This is a genomic window from Enterobacter sp. 296B2, from assembly GCF_034106185.1.
In the GTDB taxonomy this organism is placed as follows: domain Bacteria; phylum Pseudomonadota; class Gammaproteobacteria; order Enterobacterales; family Enterobacteriaceae; genus Enterobacter; species Enterobacter cloacae_N.
Genome location: NZ_JAWNCA010000020.1, coordinates 55075 through 76729, shown reverse-complemented (window position 1 = coordinate 76729; position 21655 = coordinate 55075). Strand labels below are relative to the sequence as shown.

At 55.6% G+C, this 21655-nt stretch carries 19 protein-coding genes and 1 tRNA gene; 7 read left to right on the top strand and 13 right to left on the bottom strand.

The window, feature by feature from the left end; translation table 11 throughout:
- Nucleotide 1: 1 nt before the first annotated feature.
- The 3 genes from URZ40_RS15410 to rsuA all read right to left on the bottom strand — a co-directional run bounded on the left by URZ40_RS15410 (nt 2) and on the right by rsuA (nt 2544).
- Entirely contained in the window at nt 2-346 is a 345-nt protein-coding gene (locus URZ40_RS15410; RefSeq protein WP_320720774.1) for a YejG family protein, read from the bottom strand.
- 278 nt (nt 347-624) lie between these two features.
- Complete coding sequence (locus URZ40_RS15405; protein WP_166711837.1) at nt 625-1821, bottom strand: Bcr/CflA family multidrug efflux MFS transporter; 1197 nt, start codon at nt 1819-1821, stop codon at nt 625-627.
- A gap of 15 nt (nt 1822-1836) precedes the next feature.
- Nucleotides 1837-2544 carry a 16S rRNA pseudouridine(516) synthase RsuA gene (rsuA, locus tag URZ40_RS15400; protein WP_233002572.1) on the bottom strand — a complete coding sequence of 236 codons (708 nt, stop codon included), beginning with the start codon at nt 2542-2544 and terminating at the stop codon, nt 1837-1839.
- Nucleotides 2545-2695: 151 nt separating this feature from the next.
- On the opposite strand from rsuA, the gene URZ40_RS15395 reads away from it, so the two are divergent.
- Together URZ40_RS15395 and rplY are read left to right on the top strand one after the other, a co-directional pair.
- Nucleotides 2696-4456, top strand: coding sequence for a DEAD/DEAH box helicase (locus tag URZ40_RS15395; protein WP_320720773.1), 1761 nt, complete (start codon nt 2696-2698; stop codon nt 4454-4456).
- Nucleotides 4457-4580: 124 nt separating this feature from the next.
- Nucleotides 4581-4865 carry a 50S ribosomal protein L25 gene (gene rplY, locus URZ40_RS15390; protein WP_061097582.1) on the top strand — a complete coding sequence of 95 codons (285 nt, stop codon included), beginning with the start codon at nt 4581-4583 and terminating at the stop codon, nt 4863-4865.
- Nucleotides 4866-4917: 52 nt separating this feature from the next.
- Here rplY and yejK read toward each other — a convergent pair whose 3' ends face one another.
- Nucleotides 4918-5925, bottom strand: a complete 1008-nt coding sequence (gene yejK, locus URZ40_RS15385; protein WP_116338645.1) for a nucleoid-associated protein YejK — start codon at nt 5923-5925, stop codon at nt 4918-4920.
- Nucleotides 5926-6059: 134 nt separating this feature from the next.
- Between yejK and URZ40_RS15380 the strand changes: the two genes are divergently transcribed.
- The 3 genes from URZ40_RS15380 (at nt 6060) to URZ40_RS15370 (ending at nt 8215) form a co-directional block, all read left to right on the top strand.
- Nucleotides 6060-6287 carry a YejL family protein gene (locus URZ40_RS15380; RefSeq protein ID WP_163330254.1) on the top strand — a complete coding sequence of 76 codons (228 nt, stop codon included), beginning with the start codon at nt 6060-6062 and terminating at the stop codon, nt 6285-6287.
- A 19-nt stretch (nt 6288-6306) separates the two neighbouring features.
- A complete protein-coding gene (yejM, locus tag URZ40_RS15375; protein ID WP_316379360.1) occupies nt 6307-8067 on the top strand; it encodes an LPS biosynthesis-modulating metalloenzyme YejM in 1761 nt (586 codons plus the stop codon).
- A 71-nt stretch (nt 8068-8138) separates the two neighbouring features.
- A tRNA-Pro gene (locus URZ40_RS15370) sits at nt 8139-8215 on the top strand.
- 37 nt (nt 8216-8252) lie between these two features.
- Here the strand turns inward: URZ40_RS15370 and URZ40_RS15365 are convergent.
- Nucleotides 8253-9440 (bottom strand): MFS transporter, encoded by a 1188-nt coding sequence (locus URZ40_RS15365; RefSeq protein WP_320720772.1) that lies wholly within the window; start codon nt 9438-9440, stop codon nt 8253-8255.
- Nucleotides 9441-9564: 124 nt separating this feature from the next.
- A complete protein-coding gene (locus tag URZ40_RS15360; RefSeq protein ID WP_010433451.1) occupies nt 9565-9825 on the bottom strand; it encodes a DUF2534 family protein in 261 nt (86 codons plus the stop codon).
- A gap of 209 nt (nt 9826-10034) precedes the next feature.
- Between URZ40_RS15360 and eco the strand changes: the two genes are divergently transcribed.
- On the top strand, nt 10035-10538 hold the full coding sequence (gene eco / locus URZ40_RS15355; RefSeq protein WP_116338638.1) for a serine protease inhibitor ecotin: 504 nt from the start codon (nt 10035-10037) through the stop codon (nt 10536-10538).
- Nucleotides 10539-10639: 101 nt separating this feature from the next.
- On the opposite strand, the gene mqo is transcribed toward eco, so the two are convergent.
- Complete coding sequence (mqo, locus tag URZ40_RS15350; protein WP_116338636.1) at nt 10640-12289, bottom strand: malate dehydrogenase (quinone); 1650 nt, start codon at nt 12287-12289, stop codon at nt 10640-10642.
- 188 nt (nt 12290-12477) lie between these two features.
- On the opposite strand from mqo, the gene URZ40_RS15345 reads away from it, so the two are divergent.
- Nucleotides 12478-13767 carry a SulP family inorganic anion transporter gene (locus tag URZ40_RS15345; protein WP_192983204.1) on the top strand — a complete coding sequence of 430 codons (1290 nt, stop codon included), beginning with the start codon at nt 12478-12480 and terminating at the stop codon, nt 13765-13767.
- On the opposite strand, the gene mgtE is transcribed toward URZ40_RS15345, so the two are convergent.
- The 6 genes from mgtE to URZ40_RS15315 form a co-directional block, all read right to left on the bottom strand.
- On the bottom strand, nt 13730-15166 hold the full coding sequence (mgtE, locus tag URZ40_RS15340) for a magnesium transporter (protein WP_116338632.1): 1437 nt from the start codon (nt 15164-15166) through the stop codon (nt 13730-13732). The two genes, URZ40_RS15345 and mgtE, sit on opposite strands and share 38 nt — an antisense overlap.
- A 148-nt stretch (nt 15167-15314) precedes the next feature.
- Nucleotides 15315-16958, bottom strand: coding sequence for a multidrug ABC transporter permease/ATP-binding protein (locus URZ40_RS15335; protein WP_320720771.1), 1644 nt, complete (start codon nt 16956-16958; stop codon nt 15315-15317).
- Nucleotides 16959-17027: 69 nt separating this feature from the next.
- Nucleotides 17028-17684 (bottom strand): DNA oxidative demethylase AlkB, encoded by a 657-nt coding sequence (gene alkB / locus URZ40_RS15330; RefSeq protein WP_163330256.1) that lies wholly within the window; start codon nt 17682-17684, stop codon nt 17028-17030.
- Nucleotides 17684-18742, bottom strand: coding sequence for a bifunctional DNA-binding transcriptional regulator/O6-methylguanine-DNA methyltransferase Ada (gene ada, locus URZ40_RS15325; protein ID WP_320720780.1), 1059 nt, complete (start codon nt 18740-18742; stop codon nt 17684-17686). Before ada ends, alkB begins: the two co-directional genes overlap by 1 nt.
- 72 nt (nt 18743-18814) lie before the next feature.
- Nucleotides 18815-19870, bottom strand: a complete 1056-nt coding sequence (gene apbE / locus URZ40_RS15320) for an FAD:protein FMN transferase ApbE (RefSeq protein WP_116338626.1) — start codon at nt 19868-19870, stop codon at nt 18815-18817.
- A 115-nt stretch (nt 19871-19985) separates the two neighbouring features.
- Nucleotides 19986-21098, bottom strand: a complete 1113-nt coding sequence (locus tag URZ40_RS15315) for a porin OmpC (RefSeq protein ID WP_080328581.1) — start codon at nt 21096-21098, stop codon at nt 19986-19988.
- Nucleotides 21099-21655 lie beyond the last annotated feature (557 nt).

The following is a 21655-nucleotide window of genomic DNA, read 5'->3' as shown; positions in this document are numbered from 1 at the left end:
CTTAAAACGGATACTGGCCGGAGAAAGGCTCAGCAATTGCAACGCCAAAGTTTTTCAGACGGCAGGTCGCGGCGAATTCGTCCTGGCTTTTCACAAACAGGCACGGCTCCCCTTCGCACTCCAGTACGGAGCTGTCCACTTCGATATCCGTCAAAGCCTGGCTGAGACGCTCCATCACCCGCCACGCATTTTCATCGTTCGGGCTCAGCAGCTTGAGCGCAACCAGGCAATTCTCACAGCCCGCGACGCTTTGCGGAATCGGTTCAACTTTCGAACCTGCAAAACCCGCCGACCAGCGGTAGCTCTGGGGCAAGCGATGGACTATGGAGAGTTGTAATGTATTCACGTTCGTTCCCCGGAAGCAAAATTTACTTCACAATTTATTTACATTTATAGTAACACATCATCGCCAACCTGCACTATTCAGCGCTTTTTTATCGGTTTCGAGGCTCGCGTCGGCGCTATATGTACCCGTTTCTGCGATCTAACTCAACCTTTTTGAATACAATGATGTGACTTTTTACATAAATAGATTTTACATAAAATAAACAAACACGGGATAAACGAACGCGGGTTTGGTTGATGTGTATCAACAAAAAAGGCCCTTCCGGGCCTTCTCTGTGGTTAGCGAGCCGCTTTTCGCGGCCGACTGGCGTAAAGACAGAAGAGGACGGAGCTGGTTGCGCAAAATGCCATCGCCCACAGCATCGGCCATGCCGTCGTAAAGGTGGCCATTGAAAGCAACGCGCCAACGATAGCGCCGATGCCGAAGCGGAACGTCCCCGCCAGTGACGATGCGGTCCCCGCCATGTGCGGGAACTCATCGAGGATCACCGCCATCGCATTGGACGAGATCATCGACACGCAGCCGACAAACGCCGCAACGCCGATCACCAGCGCCCAGAACCCCACGCCCAGGAACGCGCTTACCACCAGCCAGACCGCCATCACAAACTGGATCCACAGCCCGGCGCGGAACATGTTCAGCGCGCCCACCCGCCGGACAAAGCGGCTGTTAATGATGGTCAGGACAAACAGGAAGACGATATTGAGCGCAAAATAATAGCCAAAGTGCTGTGGCGAAACGTGGTTCAGTTCGATATAGACAAACGGCCCGGCGCTCAGGAAGGAGAACATTCCGGCAAAGCTGAACCCGCTCGCCAGCATGTAGCTCAGCACCCGCTTGTGGCGAAACAGCGAGGCAAAGTTACCTATCGTGGTTCGAATATGAAATTTCTGGCGGCGCTCGACGGGCAGCGTTTCATCAATAAAGAAGAAAATCATCGCCGAAGCCAGCAGTGCGGCCAGGGCCAGGATCCAGAAAATCGCATGCCAGCTAAACCACACCAGCACCGCACCACCGGCCATCGGGGCCACCAGCGGCGCAATCGTCGTCACCAGCATGACAAACGACATCATGCGGGAGAACTCTTCCTTCGGGTAGATATCGCGCATCAGGGCGTTGATCACCACGCTCGCAGCGGCAGCGGCCAGCCCGTGCAGGAAGCGCATGGCGATCAGCTGATCGATACTCTGCGCCAGCGCACAGGCGACCGCAGCGGCCGCAAAGACCAGCGTCCCGCCCAGAATCACCGGTTTGCGCCCAAGGCTGTCGGCCATTGGGCCGTATAAAAGCTGTCCGAGAGCGAAACCGAGAATATAGGTGCTGAGCGTCATCTGAGCGCTGCCTGCCGGTACGCCAAACTGCGCGGAAATCACCGGCAGCGCAGGCAGATACATGTCGATAGACAGCGGCATCAGCATCGCCAGCAGGCCAAGAATGAAGACAATTTTGAACGACGAGTGTGGCCTGGTGGTCACAGAGTTCTCCTGAAATTAATGCGAAGGCAGACCGACGCTGGCAATCTCTTCTTCCGTTAACGGACGGTATTCGCCTGGCGCAAGGTCGGGATCGAGCGCGATCGCACCAATCCGTTCGCGATGCAGGCCAACAACGTGGTTCCCCACCGCGGCAAACATACGTTTAACCTGATGGTAACGCCCTTCGCTGATGGTCAGACGGACCTCCGTCGGGGTGATGACTTCAAGCACCGCCGGTTTAGTTAGATCTTTTTCATTATGCAGCTGCACGCCTTTCGCGAATTGCTCTGCCGTGTCATCAGCAACCGGCGACTCCAGCGTGACCAGATAGGTTTTCTCACAGTGGTGACGCGGGGAAGTAATGCGATGCGACCACTGCCCGTCGTCGGTCATCAGCACCAGACCGGTGGTGTCGATATCGAGGCGACCCGCAGCGTGCAGCTTGTGCGCCACCGGTTCGTCGAGGAAATAGAGCACCGTCGGATGATCCGGATCGTCCGTTGAGCAGACGTAGCCTTCCGGCTTGTTGAGCATGAAATAGCGCGGACCGTGCTGCTGGGTCAGCGGATTGCCGTCGTACTCCACCTGATGGTCAGGTTGCAGTTTGAACGCGCTGTCTCTCACAATGTCGCCATCCACGGTAACACGGCTGGCGCGTATCTCGCGCCCGGCAATAGCGCGGCTTACGCCGAGTTGCTGAGCGATAAACTTATCAAGTCGCATGAAATCTTTTTAGCCTTAATGGTGCTGGAAGTCGGACCGTGCGTCCGAAAAAGAAGCAGTCTGGAACGGTTCAGTATAATGGTCTGGTTGCGCCACTCAAGGGAAAAAGTTTCGTGGCATACTATATGCGGATTAACGAAACCGAGACCCCATGACTTTTACACTTCGTCCCTATCAGCAGGAAGCCGTTGACGCGACCCTCACCTGGTTCCGTAAACACCGGGAACCGGCGGCCATTGTCCTCCCGACAGGTGCAGGCAAGAGCCTGGTCATTGCCGAGCTGGCCCGCCTGGCGCGCGGTCGCGTGCTGGTGCTGGCGCACGTCAAAGAGCTGGTTGCGCAAAACCATGCTAAGTATTGTGCGCTGGGGCTGGAAGCCGATATTTTCGCAGCCGGTCTAAAGCGCAAAGAGAGCCACGGCAAAGTGGTTTTTGGCAGCGTACAGTCCGTGGCCCGCAACCTGGATCTGTTCCGCAGCGAGTTTTCGCTGCTGATTGTCGACGAATGTCACCGAATCAGCGATGACGACGACAGCCAGTATCAGCAAATCCTCACTCACCTGAAAGAGGTGAACCCTCACTTACGCCTGCTCGGCCTGACGGCAACCCCGTTTCGCCTGGGCAAAGGCTGGATCTATCGCTTTCATTATCACGGCATGGTGCGCGGCGACGAGAAAGCGCTGTTCAGCGACTGTATCTATGAACTTCCGCTACGCTACATGATTAAGCACGGCTACCTGACACCGCCCGAGCGGCTGGATATGCCGGTGGTGCAGTATGATTTCAGCCGGTTACAGGCGCAGAGCAACGGCTTGTTCAGCGAAGCTGACCTCAATCAGGAGCTGAAAAAGCAGAAGCGCATAACTCCGCATATCATTAGCCAGATCGAAGAATTTGCGCAGACGCGCAAAGGGGTAATGATTTTCGCCGCCACCGTTGAGCACGCGCGCGAAATTACCGGATTGCTGCCTGCAAACGACGCGGCGCTGATCACCGGCGAAACGCCCGGTCCGGAGCGCGACAGGCTGATTGAAGCCTTCAAAGCGCAGCAGTTCCGCTATCTGGTCAACGTCTCTGTCTTGACTACCGGTTTCGATGCACCGCACGTCGATCTAATCGCCATTCTGCGCCCAACCGAATCCGTCAGCCTGTATCAGCAGATTGTCGGCCGTGGCCTGCGCCTGGCGCCGGGCAAAACCGACTGTCTGATCCTCGATTACGCGGGTAACCCGCACGATCTCTACTCCCCCGAAGTGGGCACGCCGAAAGGCAAAAGCGACAACGTGCCGGTGCAGGTGTTTTGCCCGGCCTGCGGCTTTGCCAATACATTCTGGGGAAAAACCACCGCCGACGGCACGCTGATTGAACACTTTGGCCGCCGCTGTCAGGGCTGGTTTGAAGATGATGAGGGACATCGCGAGCAGTGCGATTTCCGCTTCCGCTTCAAAAACTGCCCGCAGTGCAACGCCGAAAATGACATCGCCGCCCGCCGCTGCCGCGAGTGCGACACGGTGCTGGTCGACCCGGACGACATGCTGAAAGCGGCGCTGAAGCTGAAAGATGCGCTGGTGCTGCGCTGCTCCGGCATGGCGCTGCAGCCCGGCGCGGATGAAAAAGGCGAATGGCTGAAAATCACCTATTACGACGAGGATGGCGCTGACGTCAGCGAACGGTTCAGGGTTCAGACGCCTGCCCAGCGCACGGCATTTGAGCAGCTGTTTATCCGCCCGCATACCCGTACGCCTGGCGTGCCGCTGCGCTGGATAACCGTAGCGGATATCGTTCATCAGCAGGTGCTGCTGCGCCACCCCGACTTCGTAGTCGCCCGCAAGAAAGGCCAGTTCTGGCAGGTTCGCGAGAAGATCTTTGACTATGAAGGCCGCTATCGTCGGGCAAATGAATTGCGCGGTTAGCGGACTTTTCATTGATGTGAGCGGCATTTGAGTATAAAATGCCGCCCGCTTCACATCCGTGGAGCAGAACACTCACCTGCTGCTGGGTCGCCTGTAGTAGGGTTTTAAATACAGAGAGAAATCAATGTTCACTATCGAAGCAGAAGTACGTAACGTGCAGGGTAAGGGTGCGAGCCGCCGCCTGCGTACCGCTAACAAGTTCCCGGCTATCGTTTACGGTGGCGAAGCTGCTCCAGTTGCTATCGAACTGGATCACGACAAAGTATGGAACATGCAGAACAAAGCTGAGTTCTACAGCGAAGTTCTGACCATCGTTGTTGGCGGTAAAGAAGAAAAAGTGAAAGTTCAGGCTGTTCAGCGTCACGCGTTCAAGCCAAAACTGACTCACATCGACTTCGTTCGCGCGTAATCGCAAACCAGTCGAAAAAAAACCCCGCAGCTGCGGGGTTTTTTTATGCCTGTTATTTACCGCCAGAGGTGCGGCGCTGAAGCTGATCGCGCAGGTTCGGCGGCGTGCCTTTGATGGTCAGGGTGTCGGTGGCCGGATCCCAGAAAATGCGTTCACCTAACAGCATGGCGTCAAAGTTGAGGGTTAACCCACCGCCGCTGCCGGCAAATTTGGTTAACTGGCGCAGCGTGCTGCGATCCGCCGGGAAGCTCTCCTCAAGCTCATAGCCTTTCTCAGCGGTGAATTCCTGGAAGCTCACTTCGCTGACGCCAGCCAGCTCTTTTGACAGGGACTCCAGCTCAATCTCTTCCCCCGCCTGCAACTGCTCGTTGCAGTAGCTGTAAACCTGCTGACGTACGGTCTGGCGTTCAGATTTATCGAGCTGCGCTTCAGCAGTGAAGTCATCAACAGCCTGCAGCAGCCCTTTGTTCTGCGCTTTGGCGTTCAGGCCTTCACTGGCACCGAGGAAGTCCATAAAGAAATCCGCCACTTTACGTCCCACGCGCCCCTTCAGGAAGGTCAGGTAGCGGGTCGACTCCGGGTTGGTTTCCCACTCGGTCAAATCAATACGCGCCACAATATCCGCATGGTTGATATCCAGATAGTGCGTTGAGCTGATGTCCAGTTGCTCGTTCACGCGCATGCTGCTTAAGTTATTCAGCACGCTGACCAGCAGGTATTCGACCGCCAGATAACGATAGTGGCAGAACAGGACGATGCCGCCGTCGGCAAACGGATATTTCGCCAGCTCGTCGCGCAGACGCCCGGTTGCGGCGCGGCTAAACGCCAGGAAATCCTCTTCGCCCTGACGCTGCAGACGCAGGCTATCGGCCAGCTCACTCTCTTCGCTGAACAGACCATAGGCTTTATTTTTGGCGCTGTAAACGCGATGCAGCTCTGCCATCATTTCCACAACGGTTGCCGTGGGTTCCAGTAACGAATCGCGTAGCACCACTTCAAGGGTTTGCTCATCACGCTTGATAAGCTGGTGCAAGGCAATCTGGTTGATTTCCAGACTCATGATAAACTCTCCTTTTAGACCGGGCGGTATTCAACCACCACCAGGACATGTGTGCAACAACAGATAAAAAAGGGGAAAAAAAGCTGTTGCTACGGTAATATGTTGCCCTTTCATCAACAAACTGATTTTGATTTATGCCACAACATTCCCGCTACAGTGATGAACACGTTGAACAACTGCTCAGTGAGCTGGTCAACGTACTGGAAAAACATAAAACGCCGACCGATCTCTCCCTGATGGTTTTGGGAAATATGGTCACCAACCTTATCAACACCAGCGTTGCTCCGGCTCAGCGTCAGGCGATCGCCAACTCTTTCGCCCAGGCATTACAGTCATCCGTCAGCAACGACCAGGCCCATTAAGGGAAACGAACAACAGTTTATGGTGACGAATCGTCAGCGCTACCGTGAAAAAGTCTCCCAGATGGTCAGCTGGGGACACTGGTTTGCCCTGTTCAACATTCTGCTAGCGACGGTAATTGGCTGTCGTTATCTGTTTGTCGCAGACTGGCCTACAACGCTAACCGGGCGTGTCTACTCCTGGATAAGCGTTGTCGGCCACTTTAGCTTTTTGGTATTCGCCACCTATCTGCTGATCCTGTTTCCTCTGACGTTTATCGTCATGTCGCAGCGCCTGATGCGGTTCTTGTCCGCCATCCTTGCGACAGTGGGGATGACGCTGCTGCTGATTGACAGTGAAGTGTTCACCCGTTTCCACCTGCATCTCAACCCTATCGTCTGGGAACTGGTGATAAACCCGGACCAGAACGAAACGGCCCGCGACTGGCAGCTGATGTTCATCAGCGTCCCGGTGATCCTGTTGATTGAGATGCTGTTTGCCACCTGGAGCTGGCAAAAGCTCCGCAGCCTGACCCGACGCCGCCATTACGCGAAGCCTGTGGCCGCGCTCTTTTTCGTCTCATTTATCAGTTCGCACATCATGTATATCTGGGCGGATGCGAATTTCTATCGCCCTATTACCATGCAGCGCGCTAACCTGCCGCTCTCTTATCCAATGACGGCCCGTCGTTTCCTTGAGAAGCATGGCCTGCTCGATGCCCAGGAGTATCAGCGCCGTCTGGTCGAACAAGGTAATCCGGAAGCGGTTAGCGTGCAGTATCCGCTGAGCGATCTGCGCTATCGCGATATGGGTCGCGGGCAAAACGTCCTGCTGATCACCGTTGATGGCCTGAACTATTCCCGTTACGAGAAGCAGATGCCTGCGCTGGCCGATTTCGCGAGTCAAAACGTGTCGTTTACCCAGCATATGAGTTCCGGTAACTCAACCGATGCGGGTATCTTTGGCCTGTTCTATGGCATTTCTGCCGGATATATGGACGGCGTGCTGTCTGCGCGCATTCCTGCGGCGCTAATCACCGGGCTTAATCAGCAGGGTTATCAGTTAGGACTGTTCTCATCGGACGGCTTCAACAGTTCACTGTACCGCCAGGCGCTGCTCTCTGATTTCTCCCTGCCTGCCGCGCAGAGCCAGTCTGATGCCCAGACCGCAAACCAGTGGATAAACTGGCTGCAGCGCTACGCGCAGGAAGATAACCGCTGGTTCTCGTGGGTGGCCTTTAACGGCACAACGCTTAACGACAGCAACCAGGCAGGCTTTGCGCGCCGCTACGGCCGTGCGGCCGGCGATGTTGACGCACAGATTGGCCGCGTGCTTGACGCGCTACGTGAATCAGGAAAGCTTGATAACACCGTCGTGATTGTGACCGCGGGGCATGGGGTACCGTTAGGCGACGAGACGAAGAGCATGAGCTGGTCACGTCCGAACCTGCACGTTCCGCTGGTGATCCACTGGCCGGGAACGCCGGCGCAGCGCATCAATATGCTCACAGAACATAAAGACGTCATGACGACCCTGATGCAGCGCCTGCTGCACGTCAGCACGCCAGCAAACGAGTATTCTCAGGGGCAGGATCTCTTCAGCGCGGTACGACGTCATAACTGGGTGACGGCAGCAGACCGTAACACGCTGGTGGTGACCACGCCGAAGCTGACGCTGGTGCTGAACAGCAACGGGAACTATCAGACCTATAATCTGCAGGGTGAACGGCTGAAGGACCAGAAGCCGCAGCTGAGTCTGCTGCTGCAGGTTCTGACGGATGAGAAGCGTTTTATCGCTAACTGATTAATTATAAACCAGTTAGCGACAGATTCCCTTGCATTCGAAACGGAATCGAGTAGTATCTTTTTATGCGTCGGCACGTAGCGCAGCCTGGTAGCGCACCGTCATGGGGTGTCGGGGGTCGGAGGTTCAAATCCTCTCGTGCCGACCAAAAACATATTGAAAACCAGCCACTTATGGCTGGTTTTTTATTTCGCCTCGTCCGGTGTTTTACCCAGATAGATCAGAGTCGCCAGACAAATCACCGCTCCGGCGCAAAACGTATACGGTGCTCCAAAGGTTTCCCAGATTGCCCCGGCTCCCAGGCTGGCGACTAATAACCCCACGCCGCTGACCAGACTAAAAATACCGTAGGCGGTACCGCGCAGATCCGCAGGAGCCGTTTTCGCAACCATTGCCGCCAGTAGCCCCTGCGTCATCCCCATATGAACGCCCCACAGCGCGACGCCTAACACAATGCCCGTCCAGTGGGTGCTCAGCGCCAGCACAATGTCTGCCCCAATCAGAACCACCAGCCCCCACTGCAGCAGCCGGGTGTGGCTCATCGTGTCGGACAACTTGCCAAACGGATATGCCGAGAGAAAATAAAGCAGATTCATGGCCACCATCACCAGCGGGATCAGCGCCAGCGGCACCCCCGTCTGCTGTGCGCGAAGCACGAGAAATGCTTCACTGAAACGCGCGAGCGTGAAGATGGCACCCAGGCCAATAACCCACCAGCAGCCTTTCCCGAGGCGTCTGAGGTTCTCTTTTTTGATGGGATTTGTTCGCTTATGTTCGACAGGGGTTTTCGGCTCATGCAGACCGAAAAAAAGCAGTGCAACGGCGAGGACGCCGGGGATCACCGCCACCCAAAAAATAGTGCGAAAATCATCATTCCACAGCAGCATTAAGCCGACGGCCAGCAGCGGCCCGAGAAATGCGCCGATAGTGTCCATCGACTGACGCAGACCAAAGGCCGCACCACGGAGTTCCGGTGGCGTAACGTCAGCGACCAGCGCATCACGCGGCGCCCCCCGGATCCCCTTCCCTACCCGGTCAATCAAGCGTGCCCCAAGAATCATGCAGGAGGAAGAGGCTATAGCGAACAATGGCTTACTCACCGCGCCAAGACCGTATCCCAGTACCGCCAGCCCTTTACGCTTGCCCAAGTAGTCACTGATTGCCCCGGAAAAAACTTTGATAAACAGCGCGGTGGCTTCAGCCAGGCCTTCAATCAAACCAATAAAAAGCACGCTGGCACCCAGCGTTGTGACCATAAACAACGGGAGCAGACTGTGAATGATCTCAGAGGAGATATCCATCAACATACTGACCCCACCCACAACCCAGACGCCTTTCGGGATCCGGCTGAGCGTTGCAAACCGGGATAACATTGAGCCTCTCCTGCTTTATGGCGAACAAGCTTATGCGGAACAGAATATCCTGGAAAAGAGAATAAAAATTATCAGGCATAAAAAAAGCCAGCCCGCAGGCTGGCTTCTTATAGCAGATAAATGCTTAGTGCTTATCACGTCCGCCCAGGAAGAAAATGCCCAGCGGGATGGCCAGCAGAACGGTGAAGACAAGGCTGTAAACGAAGATCATCGCCGACTGCAGCACATACATGCTGGTAGTCCAGGCGGAGAGAGGAATGTTGTACTGTTCGATGACGCCAACAATGGTGGCCCGCCCGACGCACGCGGCAGCAATCATAAACACGACCAGCAGCGCCAGGAGGAACTTGCGGCCTTCAGGTGTTTTCAGTTTTGCACGAACCATCTCTCTTCCCTTTCACAGATGAATAACATAATAGAGGGTCTAAAATAACACGAACGCCCGCCACACTCCACACCAGTACAAACACCTGCCAAAGCGGATAACACCAGGTTTATTACGCTGCATATAATGAAAATGTAAGTAAATCACACTAATCATTCATACGCATTATGTTAGTCTGTGCAGGACCGTTTTGACATAAAGGAATGACAATGAAAAACGCACCTAAATTTGCCATCGCGCTTCTCGCCGCCGCGTGCGTCAGCACCAGCGCTTTCGCCAGCGACGCCCAAAAAGCGCAGCCGCTGGAAAAAGTTGCCCCCTATCCGCAAGCGGAAAAAGGCATGAAGCGTCAGGTGATTCAGCTGCCGGTTCAGCAGGACGAAGCGAATTACAAAGTGGAACTGTTAATTGGCAAGACGCTGGAAGTAGACTGCAATCAGCACCGTCTTGGCGGTCAGCTGGAAAGCAAAACCCTGGAAGGCTGGGGTTACGACTATTACGTCTTTGATAAAGTCACCTCTCCGGTTTCCACCATGATGGCCTGCCCTGACGGCAAGAAAGAGAAGAAATTTGTGACGGCCTATCTGGGCGACAACAGCCTGCTGCGCTACAACAGCAAGTTGCCGATCGTGGTGTATACGCCTGAAAACGTGGAAGTGAAATATCGCGTCTGGAAGGCAGATGAGACTGTCGGTCAAGCCGTAGTACGTTGAATATAAGTCGGGTGGCGGCTTCGCCTTACCCGACCCCTCTCCCACCGGGAGAGGGAGAAAACACTAAAAACGGTAACGAATGTTACCGTTTTGCTTTTACCTTACAGCGCGATATCCGCAACCGGTTTGTTTTCCGGCTGAGGCTTCAGCTCCGCTTTTGGCGCAGCATCCGCAGCCTGCGGCTTCACGTACTGCAACTGCAATACGCGGCTGGTGTATTCCAGCTCCTGCTCCGTCGCATCCACGTTACCGTTCAGCTTCGTGCCGTACGATGGAATAATGGTTTTCAGCTTCGCCTGCCATTCCGGGCTGGCAACTTTGTCTTTAAACACTTTTTCCATCAGGTGCAGCATGATTGGCGCAGCGGTAGACGCACCCGGTGACGCGCCCAGCAGCGCGGCAATCGTGCCATCCTTATCGCTCACCACTTCGGTACCCAGACGCAGTACGCCGCCCTCTTTCGGATCGCGCTTGATGATCTGGACACGCTGACCCGCCTGCCACAGACGCCAGTCTTCTTTCTTCGCCTGCGGATAGTACTCTTTCAGCGCCTCGAAGCGTTCGTCGTCAGAGAGCATCACCTGGCTGATCAGGTATTTTACCAGGTCGAAGTTATCCAGACCCACGTCCATCATCGGCTTGACGTTAGAGGTGGTGGTTGCGCTCAGCAGATCCCACAGGGAGCCGTTTTTCAGGAACTTGGTGGAGAAGGTCGCGAACGGTCCGAACAGCACCACGCGTTTACCGTCCAGCATACGGGTGTCAATGTGCGGTACGGACATCGGTGGCGCACCTACGGAAGCCTGACCGTACACTTTTGCCAGATGACGATTCACCACTTCCGGGTTCTCGGATACCAGGAACTGGCCGCCGACCGGGAAGCCCGCGTAATCGTCAGCTTCAGGAATACCGGATTCCTGCAGCAGCTTCAGCGCCGCGCCGCCCGCACCGATGAAGACAAATTTGGCCTTAATGACGTGCTCGGCTTCATTGTTTTTCAGATCGGCAACCGTCACGCTCCAGCTGTTGTCCGCATTGCGCTTAAAGCCGCGCACTTCGGTGCTGAGCTGCAGGTTGAAGTTCTCTTTTTTCTTCAGGGACGCCACCAGCTGACGGGTAATTTCACCGTAGTTCACGTCGGTCCCGATTTCGGTACGGGTCGCCGCCACTTTTTGGTTTGGATCGCGACCTTCCATCACCAGCGGGGCCCACTCTTTGATCTGCGCATGGTCTTCGGAGTATTTCATCCCGCGGAACAGGGTGCTCTGCTGCAGCGCAGCGTAACGCGCGCGCAGGAAATTCACGTTCTGCTCGCCCCACACAAAGCTCATGTGCGGTACGGTGTTGATGAAGGAGTGCGGGTCGTGCATCACGCCGCTGTTGACCTGGTGAGACCAGAACTGACGCGAGATCTGGAATGCTTCATTGATCTCTACCGCCTTCTCGATACTAATGGAACCGTCCTTTTTCTGCGGCGTATAGTTCAGTTCCATGAGTGCCGAATGCCCGGTACCGGCGTTATTCCAGCCGTTCGAACTCTCCTGCGCCACGCCATCGAGGCGCTCGACCATGGTCATGGACCAGTCCGGCTGCAGTTCCTGCAGATAGGTTCCCAGCGTGGCGCTCATGATACCGCCACCAATTAAAAGGACGTCCGTTTCCTGCTCTTTTGGTGCGTCTGCTTTCGCTGCCATCGAGACGGCGCTGAGCCCAACGGCCAGAGAAAAGAGCATGGCAGTCATTTTTTTCATAATTTATGCCTTAGTGTAAAAGTGCTTGATGCGTGGAAAGTGCAGGTGAAAAAAGCTGCGTGGGCACGGTAACAACTTTTAAATATTGTTTAAAGGTTACGAAATTATTGTAATTGTGAAATTTAATGATGGATTGTTTGTAGGGGATTGCTGGGCGCAGCTGGCAATAGGGGGAATTTATGGCTACTATGCTGCACTTTGTGATCGCGCGCACGGAAGCCTGCCCTAACCAGCGAACTGTTATGTCCTTACCCCATTCTGCTGTATCCCCCGAAGACCGCGTAGCCAACGTACTGCGTTCCCCTAAGCAGCTGACGCGTGAAACGCTGGCGGGCGTTATTACCGCCCTGGCCCTGATCCCGGAAGTGATCTCTTTTTCCGTAGTCGCAGGCGTTGACCCAAAAGTCAGCCTGATCGCCTCCGTAGTGCTGTGCCTTGTTCTCTCCGTGTTGGGAGGTCGTCCGGCGATGGTCACGGCAGCCGCCGGTTCCGTAGCGCTGGTCATTGGCCCAATGGTGCATCAGCACGGCGTACAGTACATTCTTCCCGCCGTGCTGATGGCTGGCGTGATACAAATTCTGTTCGGCGTGCTGGGCATGGCAAGACTCATGCGCTTTATTCCCCAGTCGGTCATGACGGGGTTTGTTAACGCCCTGGGGATTCTGATCTTCTTCGCTCAGGTGCCGCATTTCTGGAGCCGAAGCCCGCTGATTGTAGGCCTTTTCGTGCTGACGCTGCTGATCGTGCTGTGGGTGCCGCGCTATATCAAAAGCATCCCTTCCCCGCTGATTGCGATCGTGCTGTTAACCTTGTTCACCGTTTCAACCGGCCAGGTCCTGCCGACCGTGGGCGATGAAGGCTCCATGAGCGGCGGTTTGCCGGGGTTTACCGAGCTGCTGGTACCGCTTAACGTACAGACGCTGAGCATCATCTGGCCGTGCGCCTTGAGTATTGCCTTCGTCGGCCTGCTGGAATCCCTGCTGACGGCAAAGCTGGTGGATGAACTGACCGTAACGCCATCGAGCAAACGCCGCGAGAGCATCGGGCTGGGCGTCGGCAATATTCTGGCCGGTTTTTACGGCGGCATTGCGGGCTGCGCGATGATCGGACAAACCATCGTTAACGTGGAGATGGGGAAAGGGCGAAGCCGTATTTCAACCCTTGCGGCGGGCATCGTGCTGCTGATCCTGGTGACGGCACTCAGTGAAGTCATGGCGAAAATCCCGATGGCGGTGCTGGCGGGGATTATGGCGATCGTCGCCGTCAAAACCTTCAGCTGGCACAGCCTTCAGCCCGCCACGATAAAAAATGCCCCGATTGCCGAAACGGTGGTGATGCTGGTGACCGTTGCCGCAACGGTTTCAACTGGCAACCTGGCGATTGGCGTACTGGGCGGGATTATCGTCATGGCACTGATCCCCGCCCGGATTAAGCGTCGGGTTAAAGCAGAAAAACCGTTGCCAGCCCAAGAAAAATAAAGAAACCGCCGGTATCGGTGATGGCGGTGATCATCACGCTCGACCCCACCGCGGGGTCGCGCCCCAGTTTGGTCATCGTCAGCGGGATAATGACGCCCATCATCGATGCCACCAGTAAATTCAGCACCATCGCCAGCATCATCACCCCGCCTAAGGCCATATCGTCATACAGCCACCAGGTGATGCCGCCCATAATGCCGCCCCACACCAGGCCGTTGATCAGCGCCACGCCCATCTCTCTGAAGATCAGAAAGGCAAAATTACCGGGCTGAATATTTTCCAGCGCCAGCGCGCGGACGATCATGGTGATGGTCTGGTTTCCGGTGTTGCCGCCAATCCCGGCCACAATCGGCATCAGCGAGGCCAGCGCCACCAGCTGCGAAATGGTGTGTTCAAAGCCGTCAATCACGCGGGAGGCGATAAAGGCGGTACACAGGTTAATAGCCAGCCACGCCCAGCGGGTTTTTACCGCCTTGCCGACGGAGGCATGGACGTCATCTTCGGCGCTGATCCCCCCGAGCGCGCGCAGGTCGTTGTCGGTTTCTTCGTAGACCACATCAACGATCTCATCAATGGTCAGACGCCCCATCAGCTTGCCAACGGAGTCTACGACCGCCGCACTCACAAGGTCATCACGTTCAAAGGTACGCGCCGCTTTTTCCGCGTCGTCTTCCGGGGAGAAGACCATCGGCTCGTTTTCCATCACCTCGCTCACCTTCCGCTGGGTGCTGTTGAGCAGGATGGTTTTCAGCTCCAGCTCGCCGAGCAGGGTTTTGTCCCGCGAGGTAACAAACAGTTTATCGGTGTTATCCGGCATCCTGCCCAGGCGGCGCAGGTAGCGCTGCACGGTACCCAGCGTGACGTCCGGACGTACCGTGATAACGCCAAACTCCATAATCGCGCCAACGCTGTTTTTCTCGTAGTGCATCACCTGGCGCACGCGCGCGCGTTCATCGGCGGGCAGAGACGCCAGCAGGCGACCGGTCAGGTTACGCGGCAGGTGCTGTACAAGGTAAATCTGCTCGTCGATATCCAGGGTTTGCAGGGCGTCGAGGATGTCCCGGTCGCTCATCTCGTCGATCAGGTCGTCCCAGACGTTTTCCGAGGCTTCAAGCAGGACCTGGCCGCGCTCGTGATCCTGCACCAGGCGCCAGAGGGCGTGACGCTCTTCCGAAGGAAGCGCTTCCAGGGTATCCGCCAGATCCGGCGGCGGTAAATGAGCAACCAGCGCACCTACCTCAGCAATATCGTCGGCCAGTGTGCCGACATCATATTGCTCAGCCAGGGTCAGTTTGCCTAATAGCGTAGAAGTGACCGCTTTATCGGTCGTGAGAAGCCAGATGAGTCGCGCACGCTCCTGGTCACGCTGCCTGGCGCTGTTTTTCTTTAATACCGACATCAATCATAAATCCATTAAATGAGTTGGGGTTAAGCATAGCGCGGGGATATGTAAATAAGAATAAACAACGGGGCGAGGTGGAGAAAAAAGCGTCATTACAGCCACGATCTATCCCCTCTCCCTGTGGGAGAGGGTTAGGGTGAGGGCATCAGGCCGTACGCGCCACCGCATCACGCGATGCCGCATCGCGCTCTTCACCGGTCAGCTCGCTCAGCTTGCCGTCGCGCATCTCCAGCAGACGGTCGGCATGAATGAAGTAGTGATCGTCGTGGCTGATGGCGAAAATGGTCTTGCCCATCTCCTGCATCAGCGGCAGCAGCACCTGATAAAACTCGCGGCGGAAGTGCGGATCCTGATCCGCCGCCCACTCATCCAGCAGGATGATGTCACGCTCTTCCGCCAGCGCCAGCAGCAGGGCCACGCGCTTCTTCTGCCCCTTGGAGAGCTTGAGGTTGAGGATTTTTCCGTCCTGAAGCTCCAGCTTGTGCGCCATCTGCAGCTGCGTCAGCCATTTTTCAACCAGCTCAGGATTGGCCTGCTGCCCTTCCGGCCCCAGCAGCTGGTCAAACAGCCAGACATCGGTGAACACCGCCGAGAAAAGCTTGCGGTAATCCTCGGGCTTCTCTGCACTCAGCGCCCTACCGTCCAGCAGGATTTCGCCCGACTGCGGCTGGTAAAGTCCGGTGAGCAACATCGCCAGCGTGGATTTTCCGCTGCCGTTGCCGCCGATGAGGAACAGCAGTTCACCGCGGTGAATCGTCAGGTTGACTGGCCCCACGGAGAAGGCGTTGTCCTGATAGCGGAACATCACGTCGCGCAGCTCCAGGGTCTGCCAGTTCGGGAATGCCTGCGGGCGCGGGAATTCAGCTTTGAACGGCGCGAGATCGAATTTTTTGAGCTTATTAAACGCCACCTGCGCGCTGAGTAACGTAGGCAGTGCGCCAACGGCCGAGAGCAGCGGCGTACGTAAAAACAGCAGCGTCAGCGAGTAGGTCGCCGCCACGTTGGTATCCGCCCAGCCCAGGCTGTTCGCCATCCAGAACACCAGGCCAATGGCGCCCAGCATCATAATGTTGGACCAGTTCACGGCGCTCAGGTGGAAGGTATCGGCGCGAATGATGTGGTGCCGGTATTCGCGCGCGTCCGGAATATAAAGATGATTGAAAATATGCTCGGCGCGCTCGCGGTTGAGAGTCAGCTCTTTGCGCCCTTCCAGCACCGTCTGATAATCGTTATAGAGCTTATCTTCCGTTTCGCGCAGAACCGCCATGTGCTTATAGACGCGCGACACCAGCATAAAGCCGCCCCAGATGGTGATGGCAATCCACAGGGCGGTCACCGCCAGCATTTTAGTGGAGAGCCAGGCGAGATAGGCGGCAGAGCCAAAGGTCAGGATGATCCCCTGCACCAGCTCCGGCAGGCGGACAAACGCGATGGTAATGGCGCGCACGTCGCTGGTCAGCCCTGCCAGCAGGGAGGCGCTACCGAGCTGCTCCACGCGCTCAACCTGCGTGTCGAGGATCCGCTTGATGAACTCGCTGCGCAGGCGGAAAACGAAATGGTGCCCAAGCGCGGTCAGCGCCAGCTGAGAACCAAGCGTAACCGCCATCAACAGCAGCAGCAGGCCGAGAAACTCTGGCAGTACCGAGAGTGAGGTATCAACCATTTCGATCAGCCGCACGTTTATAAACGCGATCAGGCCAATACCCAGCGCGGCGCTGGCAAGGCTTAACGCCATTACGGCAATGAAGGGCCAGCGGTACTGACGCCAGACAAGAAGAAGTAGTTGCATGCAGGCAATCCGGACAATAAAAATCAGCCAGCAGTGTAAACTGCCCTGCGCGGACATCAAGAATAATTCTTATTTTTGTTTGCTAAAGCCCGCCTGACGGAAAGTCAGATTATAGCGGTACTCGCCAGTAAGGGGATGAACCCCGGGCTTCAGGGGCTGAATGCCGTGATAGTACAGCCTCGACTCCCTGCCCCATACCACCACGTCACCATGTTCCAGCATGATGCGCTTGAGCGGATCGTTGCGGCGTAGACCGCCAAACTGGAAGACGGCGGGCAGCCCCAGCGATACCGAGACGATAGGCGCACGCAGATCGGGTTCATCTTTGTCCTGATGCAGGGAGAGCTTCGCGCCGATGGCGTAGCGGTTAATCAGGCAAGCATCCGGCCGAAAGTCAGGATAATCCGCTGCAACGGCAGCTTCGTGGCAGAGAGTCTGAAAAACTGCAGGCATCGGCGGCCACGGCTGGCCGGTGGCGGGATCGTTGGGGGCATAGAGATAGCCCCGCGCGTTCGTGGCCCACCCCAGTTCCCCGCAGTTGGCCATGGCCACCGACATGGTGTAGCCGCCCGGCGTTACCATATGGCGAAACGGTGAAACGGCCGTCACCTCTTCTATGCCGGCAAGCAATGCCTGCGCGCGGGAGAGTGCGAAGCGGCGCAGGATCGTCGCTCCCGGCGCAAGCGGCTCCTGCCAGGGTTCAGCATCCGCAAAAAGATCGAGCATTATCCCTCCCGGCGTTTTGCCTCACGTTTCAGTAATAGCGCTTTTCGCGCCGCCCCCCAGCGATAGCCCGACAGCGCGCCGTCGTTACGAACCACGCGATGACAGGGGATCACAATCGCCAGCCTGTTTGCCGCGCAGGCACCGGCGACGGCACGCACCGCATTGGGCTGGCCAATCGCCTGCGCCACCTGCTGATAGCTGGCCGTTTCCCCGCTGGGGATGTTCCGCAGAGCCTGCCATACCCGCTGCTGGAACGCGGTTCCGCGTATATCCAGCGGCAGGGTCAGCGGCACCGCGCGGTTATCAATACTGGCAATGACCTGACGGAGACGCTGAGCGAAGGCATCTTCACGTGGAGCAGGCTCAGCGTTTGGAAACAGCGTCGCCAACTCTTGGGCTAATTCGGTATCGCTGTCGCCCAGCAGTATCGCGCAAATCCCCCGCTCGCTTTCAGCGACCAGACAGCGTCCTAATGAACAGTCGTCGATGGCGTACTGCACCGGTACCTCACCTTTGCGGTACTGTTTCGCCGTCATTCCCAGCGCGTCGTTGGCTTTGCGGTAATAGCTGCTGCTGTCGGGAAAACCTGCCGCCAGCACGGCATCGGTAATTTTGTTTCCCTGCGCAAGCGCCGTGCGCAGACGCTGCCCCCGCGCCGCCTGCTGCCAGGCTTTTGGCGTCATCCCGGTAATGGATTTAAACAGCCGGTGGAAATGGAAAGGACTCATGGCGACCTGCTGCGCCAGACCTTCAAGCGTCAGCGCGGGATCCTGCTCCAAAAGGCGACAGGCATGCTCCACTTTCGCCAGCTTCTGCTGCTGCGGATCGCGTTTGTCCGGCATACAGCGCTTGCACGGACGAAACCCTGCCTGAATGGCATGCTGGACATCAGGATAAAAGCAGACATTTTTACGCAGCGCGTGACGGGCACGGCAGGACGGGCGGCAGAAAATCCCCGTCGTCTGCACGGCAAAAACAAACCGATCGTCAGCGCGCGGATCGCGAGCCAGAACGGCCTGCCAGCGATCCTCATCGTTCATGTAGGTTGGATTTTTCATCATCAGCTCCTCTTACAAGCATACCTTTAGCGTGCCCGAGTGCCAGTGATAAAAAACCCGCAACCTTGCTTTTTAATTTTTGTCGCTCACCAGGAAGCTGTTGAACTGCGGCGAGCTCCAGGTTTTGAATCCGTCGCCTTCTTTAGTGATCATGTAAACTGCAAGCCCTTCCTGACGAACCACCTCTTTAGCTTTTTCCGGGCCGAGAACCATCAGGCCGGTATCCCAGGCATCGGCTTCCAGCGCAGTCGGTGCAATCACGGTCACCGAGACCAGGTTATGCGTGATGGGACGTCCGGTCTGAGGGTCAATCACGTGCGAAATACGCTTCCCGTCGAGTTCGTAATAGTTACGGTAACTCCCTGAAGTACTGATGCCGTGTCCGTTGATATCCACAATGGCCTGTACGGCGTTTTGCCGATCGGTCGGTTTTTGAATCGCCACGCGCCACGGTTTACCGCTGGCGTTCATGCCCCGGCTAACTAACGCGCCGCCCACGGAGACCAGGTAGCGCGAAATCCCTTCCTGCATCATCAGCGCGGCAAGGTGATCCGCCGCGTAGCCTTCCCCTACCGTCGACAGATCGACAAACAGATCGGGAATATCCTTTTGCAGATACTGCTGACCGTACTGGTTGATGACCGTCAGATGCTGTAGCCCTGTCCGGGCGCGGGCATCATCAATAGCCGCATTGTCCGGCGTGGTCACCGGCTGTTTGTTGGGACCAAATCCCCAGAGATTCACCAGGGGACCGACGGTGACGTCCATCGCGCCGTTGGTTTTGTATCCTACGCGCATCGATTCAGTGACGATATCGGCCATCGCTTCGCTCACCGGCCACAGGGAGGTACTGGTGGAGAGATTGAAGCGCATCAGCGCCGAGTCATTTTTATAGGTTGAGAGCAGCTGATCGTCGGCATCCAGCTGAGACTGGATTTTGCCGCGAAGTTCATCAGCGCGCGTTTTGTCCAGGCCCATCACGCTGACGCGCCAGAAGGTGCCCATCGTTTTGCCTTCAAGCACCGTCGCGGCGGGTGCATCGGTTTTCGCCACGGGCGCGGGTTCATCACACGCAGTCAGGAAAAAAAGCATAGCCAGAAAGCTGGCGCGTAAAAAAGTCATGTCCATTCATTATTATCCTCATGCCAGGGCGGCAAGAGTACACCAAAACGGTTGCATTGTGAGGCCCAAAAAAAGCACAAAAAAGGGGCCATCAGGCCCCTTAAGTTACACGATGACGCGATTAGAACTGGTAAACCAGACCCAGCGCGACGATATCATCAGTACCGATGCCGGCCTGACGGGTGAACTCATTTTCATCAACCAAGTTGATTTTGTAATCCACGTAGGTGGACATGTTTTTGTTGAAGTAGTAAGTCGCACCTACATCAACATATTTCAGCAGATCCTGATCGCCGTAACCTTCGATGTCTTTACCTTTGGACTGCAGGTAAGCCACGGATGGACGCAGACCAAAGTCGAACTGGTACTGAGCAACCACTTCGAAGTTCTGCGCTTTGTTAGCAAAGCCGTAAGCGGTAGTCGGGCTGTCGCCGTTAGAGGTACCGAAGCGGGTTGCATTGTAGGTCTGTGAGTACTGCGCTGCCAGGTAGATGTTGTTGGCATCGTATTTCAGGCCGCCAGAATAGACTTCTGCGTGATCGCCGTTACCGTAAACGCCCGGTGCGTTCTGGTCAGCGGTACGTTTGGAGGAGGACATCGCACCACCCACGCTGAAGCCTTCGCCCAGGTTATAGGTTACGGAAGCACCGTAGCCGTCGCCGTTCTGTTTCAGCAGGCTGCGTCCACCGACGTTTTCACCGCTTACGCTGCCGTTTTTACCCTGGTACTGCAGCGCAAAGTTCAGGCCGTCAACCAGACCGAAGAAGTCCTGGTTACGATAGGTCGCCACGCCGTTTGCACGAGACTGCAGGAAGTTGTCTGAGCCGTAGGTATCGCCGCCAAATTCTGGCAGAACGTCAGTCCAGGAAGTTACGTCGTAGATCACGCCGTAGTTACGACCGTAATCGAAAGAACCCGCTTCAGCGAATTTCAGACCGGCAAACGCCACACGCGTCCAGGACTGGTTGTCACTTTCCGTCGTGTTACCCTGGATCTGGTATTCCCACTGGCCGTAACCGGTCAGCTGATCGTTAACCTGAGTTTCGCCTTTGAAGCCAAGACGCATGTAGGTCTGGTCGCCGTCAGCACTCTTGTCGTCAGAGAAATAGTGCAGACCATCAACTTTGCCGTACAGATCTAATTTGTTGCCATCTTTGTTATAAATTTCGGCCGCATTTGCTGCGCCTGCTACCAGCAGTGCTGGTACCAGGAGGGACAGTACTTTAACTTTCATTTTATTAACCCTCTGTTATATGCCTTATAATTGCCACTGCTTACTGGTTAACCCTCATTAACCAGTCGGCAATTTCATTCTCCGCAAAATTACAGAATAATCCAATGCGAATATGATACGAAAACTTTGAAGATGTTTCATTTATCTATCAACATGTTTCAAGATGTAAATGAAAAGGAACTTTTACAAAGCACAAAAAGCTTAGAAATTTAGCACTTATAATCAAAAAGAAAAATCAACCCAACCAAATCAATGAGTTAAAATAAAAAACGTTACCGCACTGAATGACAAAACAAGATCGACTCCAATCTCTAAAATAACTCTCGCTATCATCATTAACTTTATTTATTACCGTCATTCAGCTTTGAATGTCTGTTTATCCCTAATTCAACCGGATGCTTCGCATTCGGTTTTTTTTTACCCTTCTTTACGTAACTTTTCTTTTTTTGTGCTACCGCAGCGAAATTGTAACGACTATTAACTAAATTCTCGCCCACCTCCGCGCAGAATGCGAAAATTTGAACAAAACTTAATTTCTTGTTAATTCGTGCTATTTA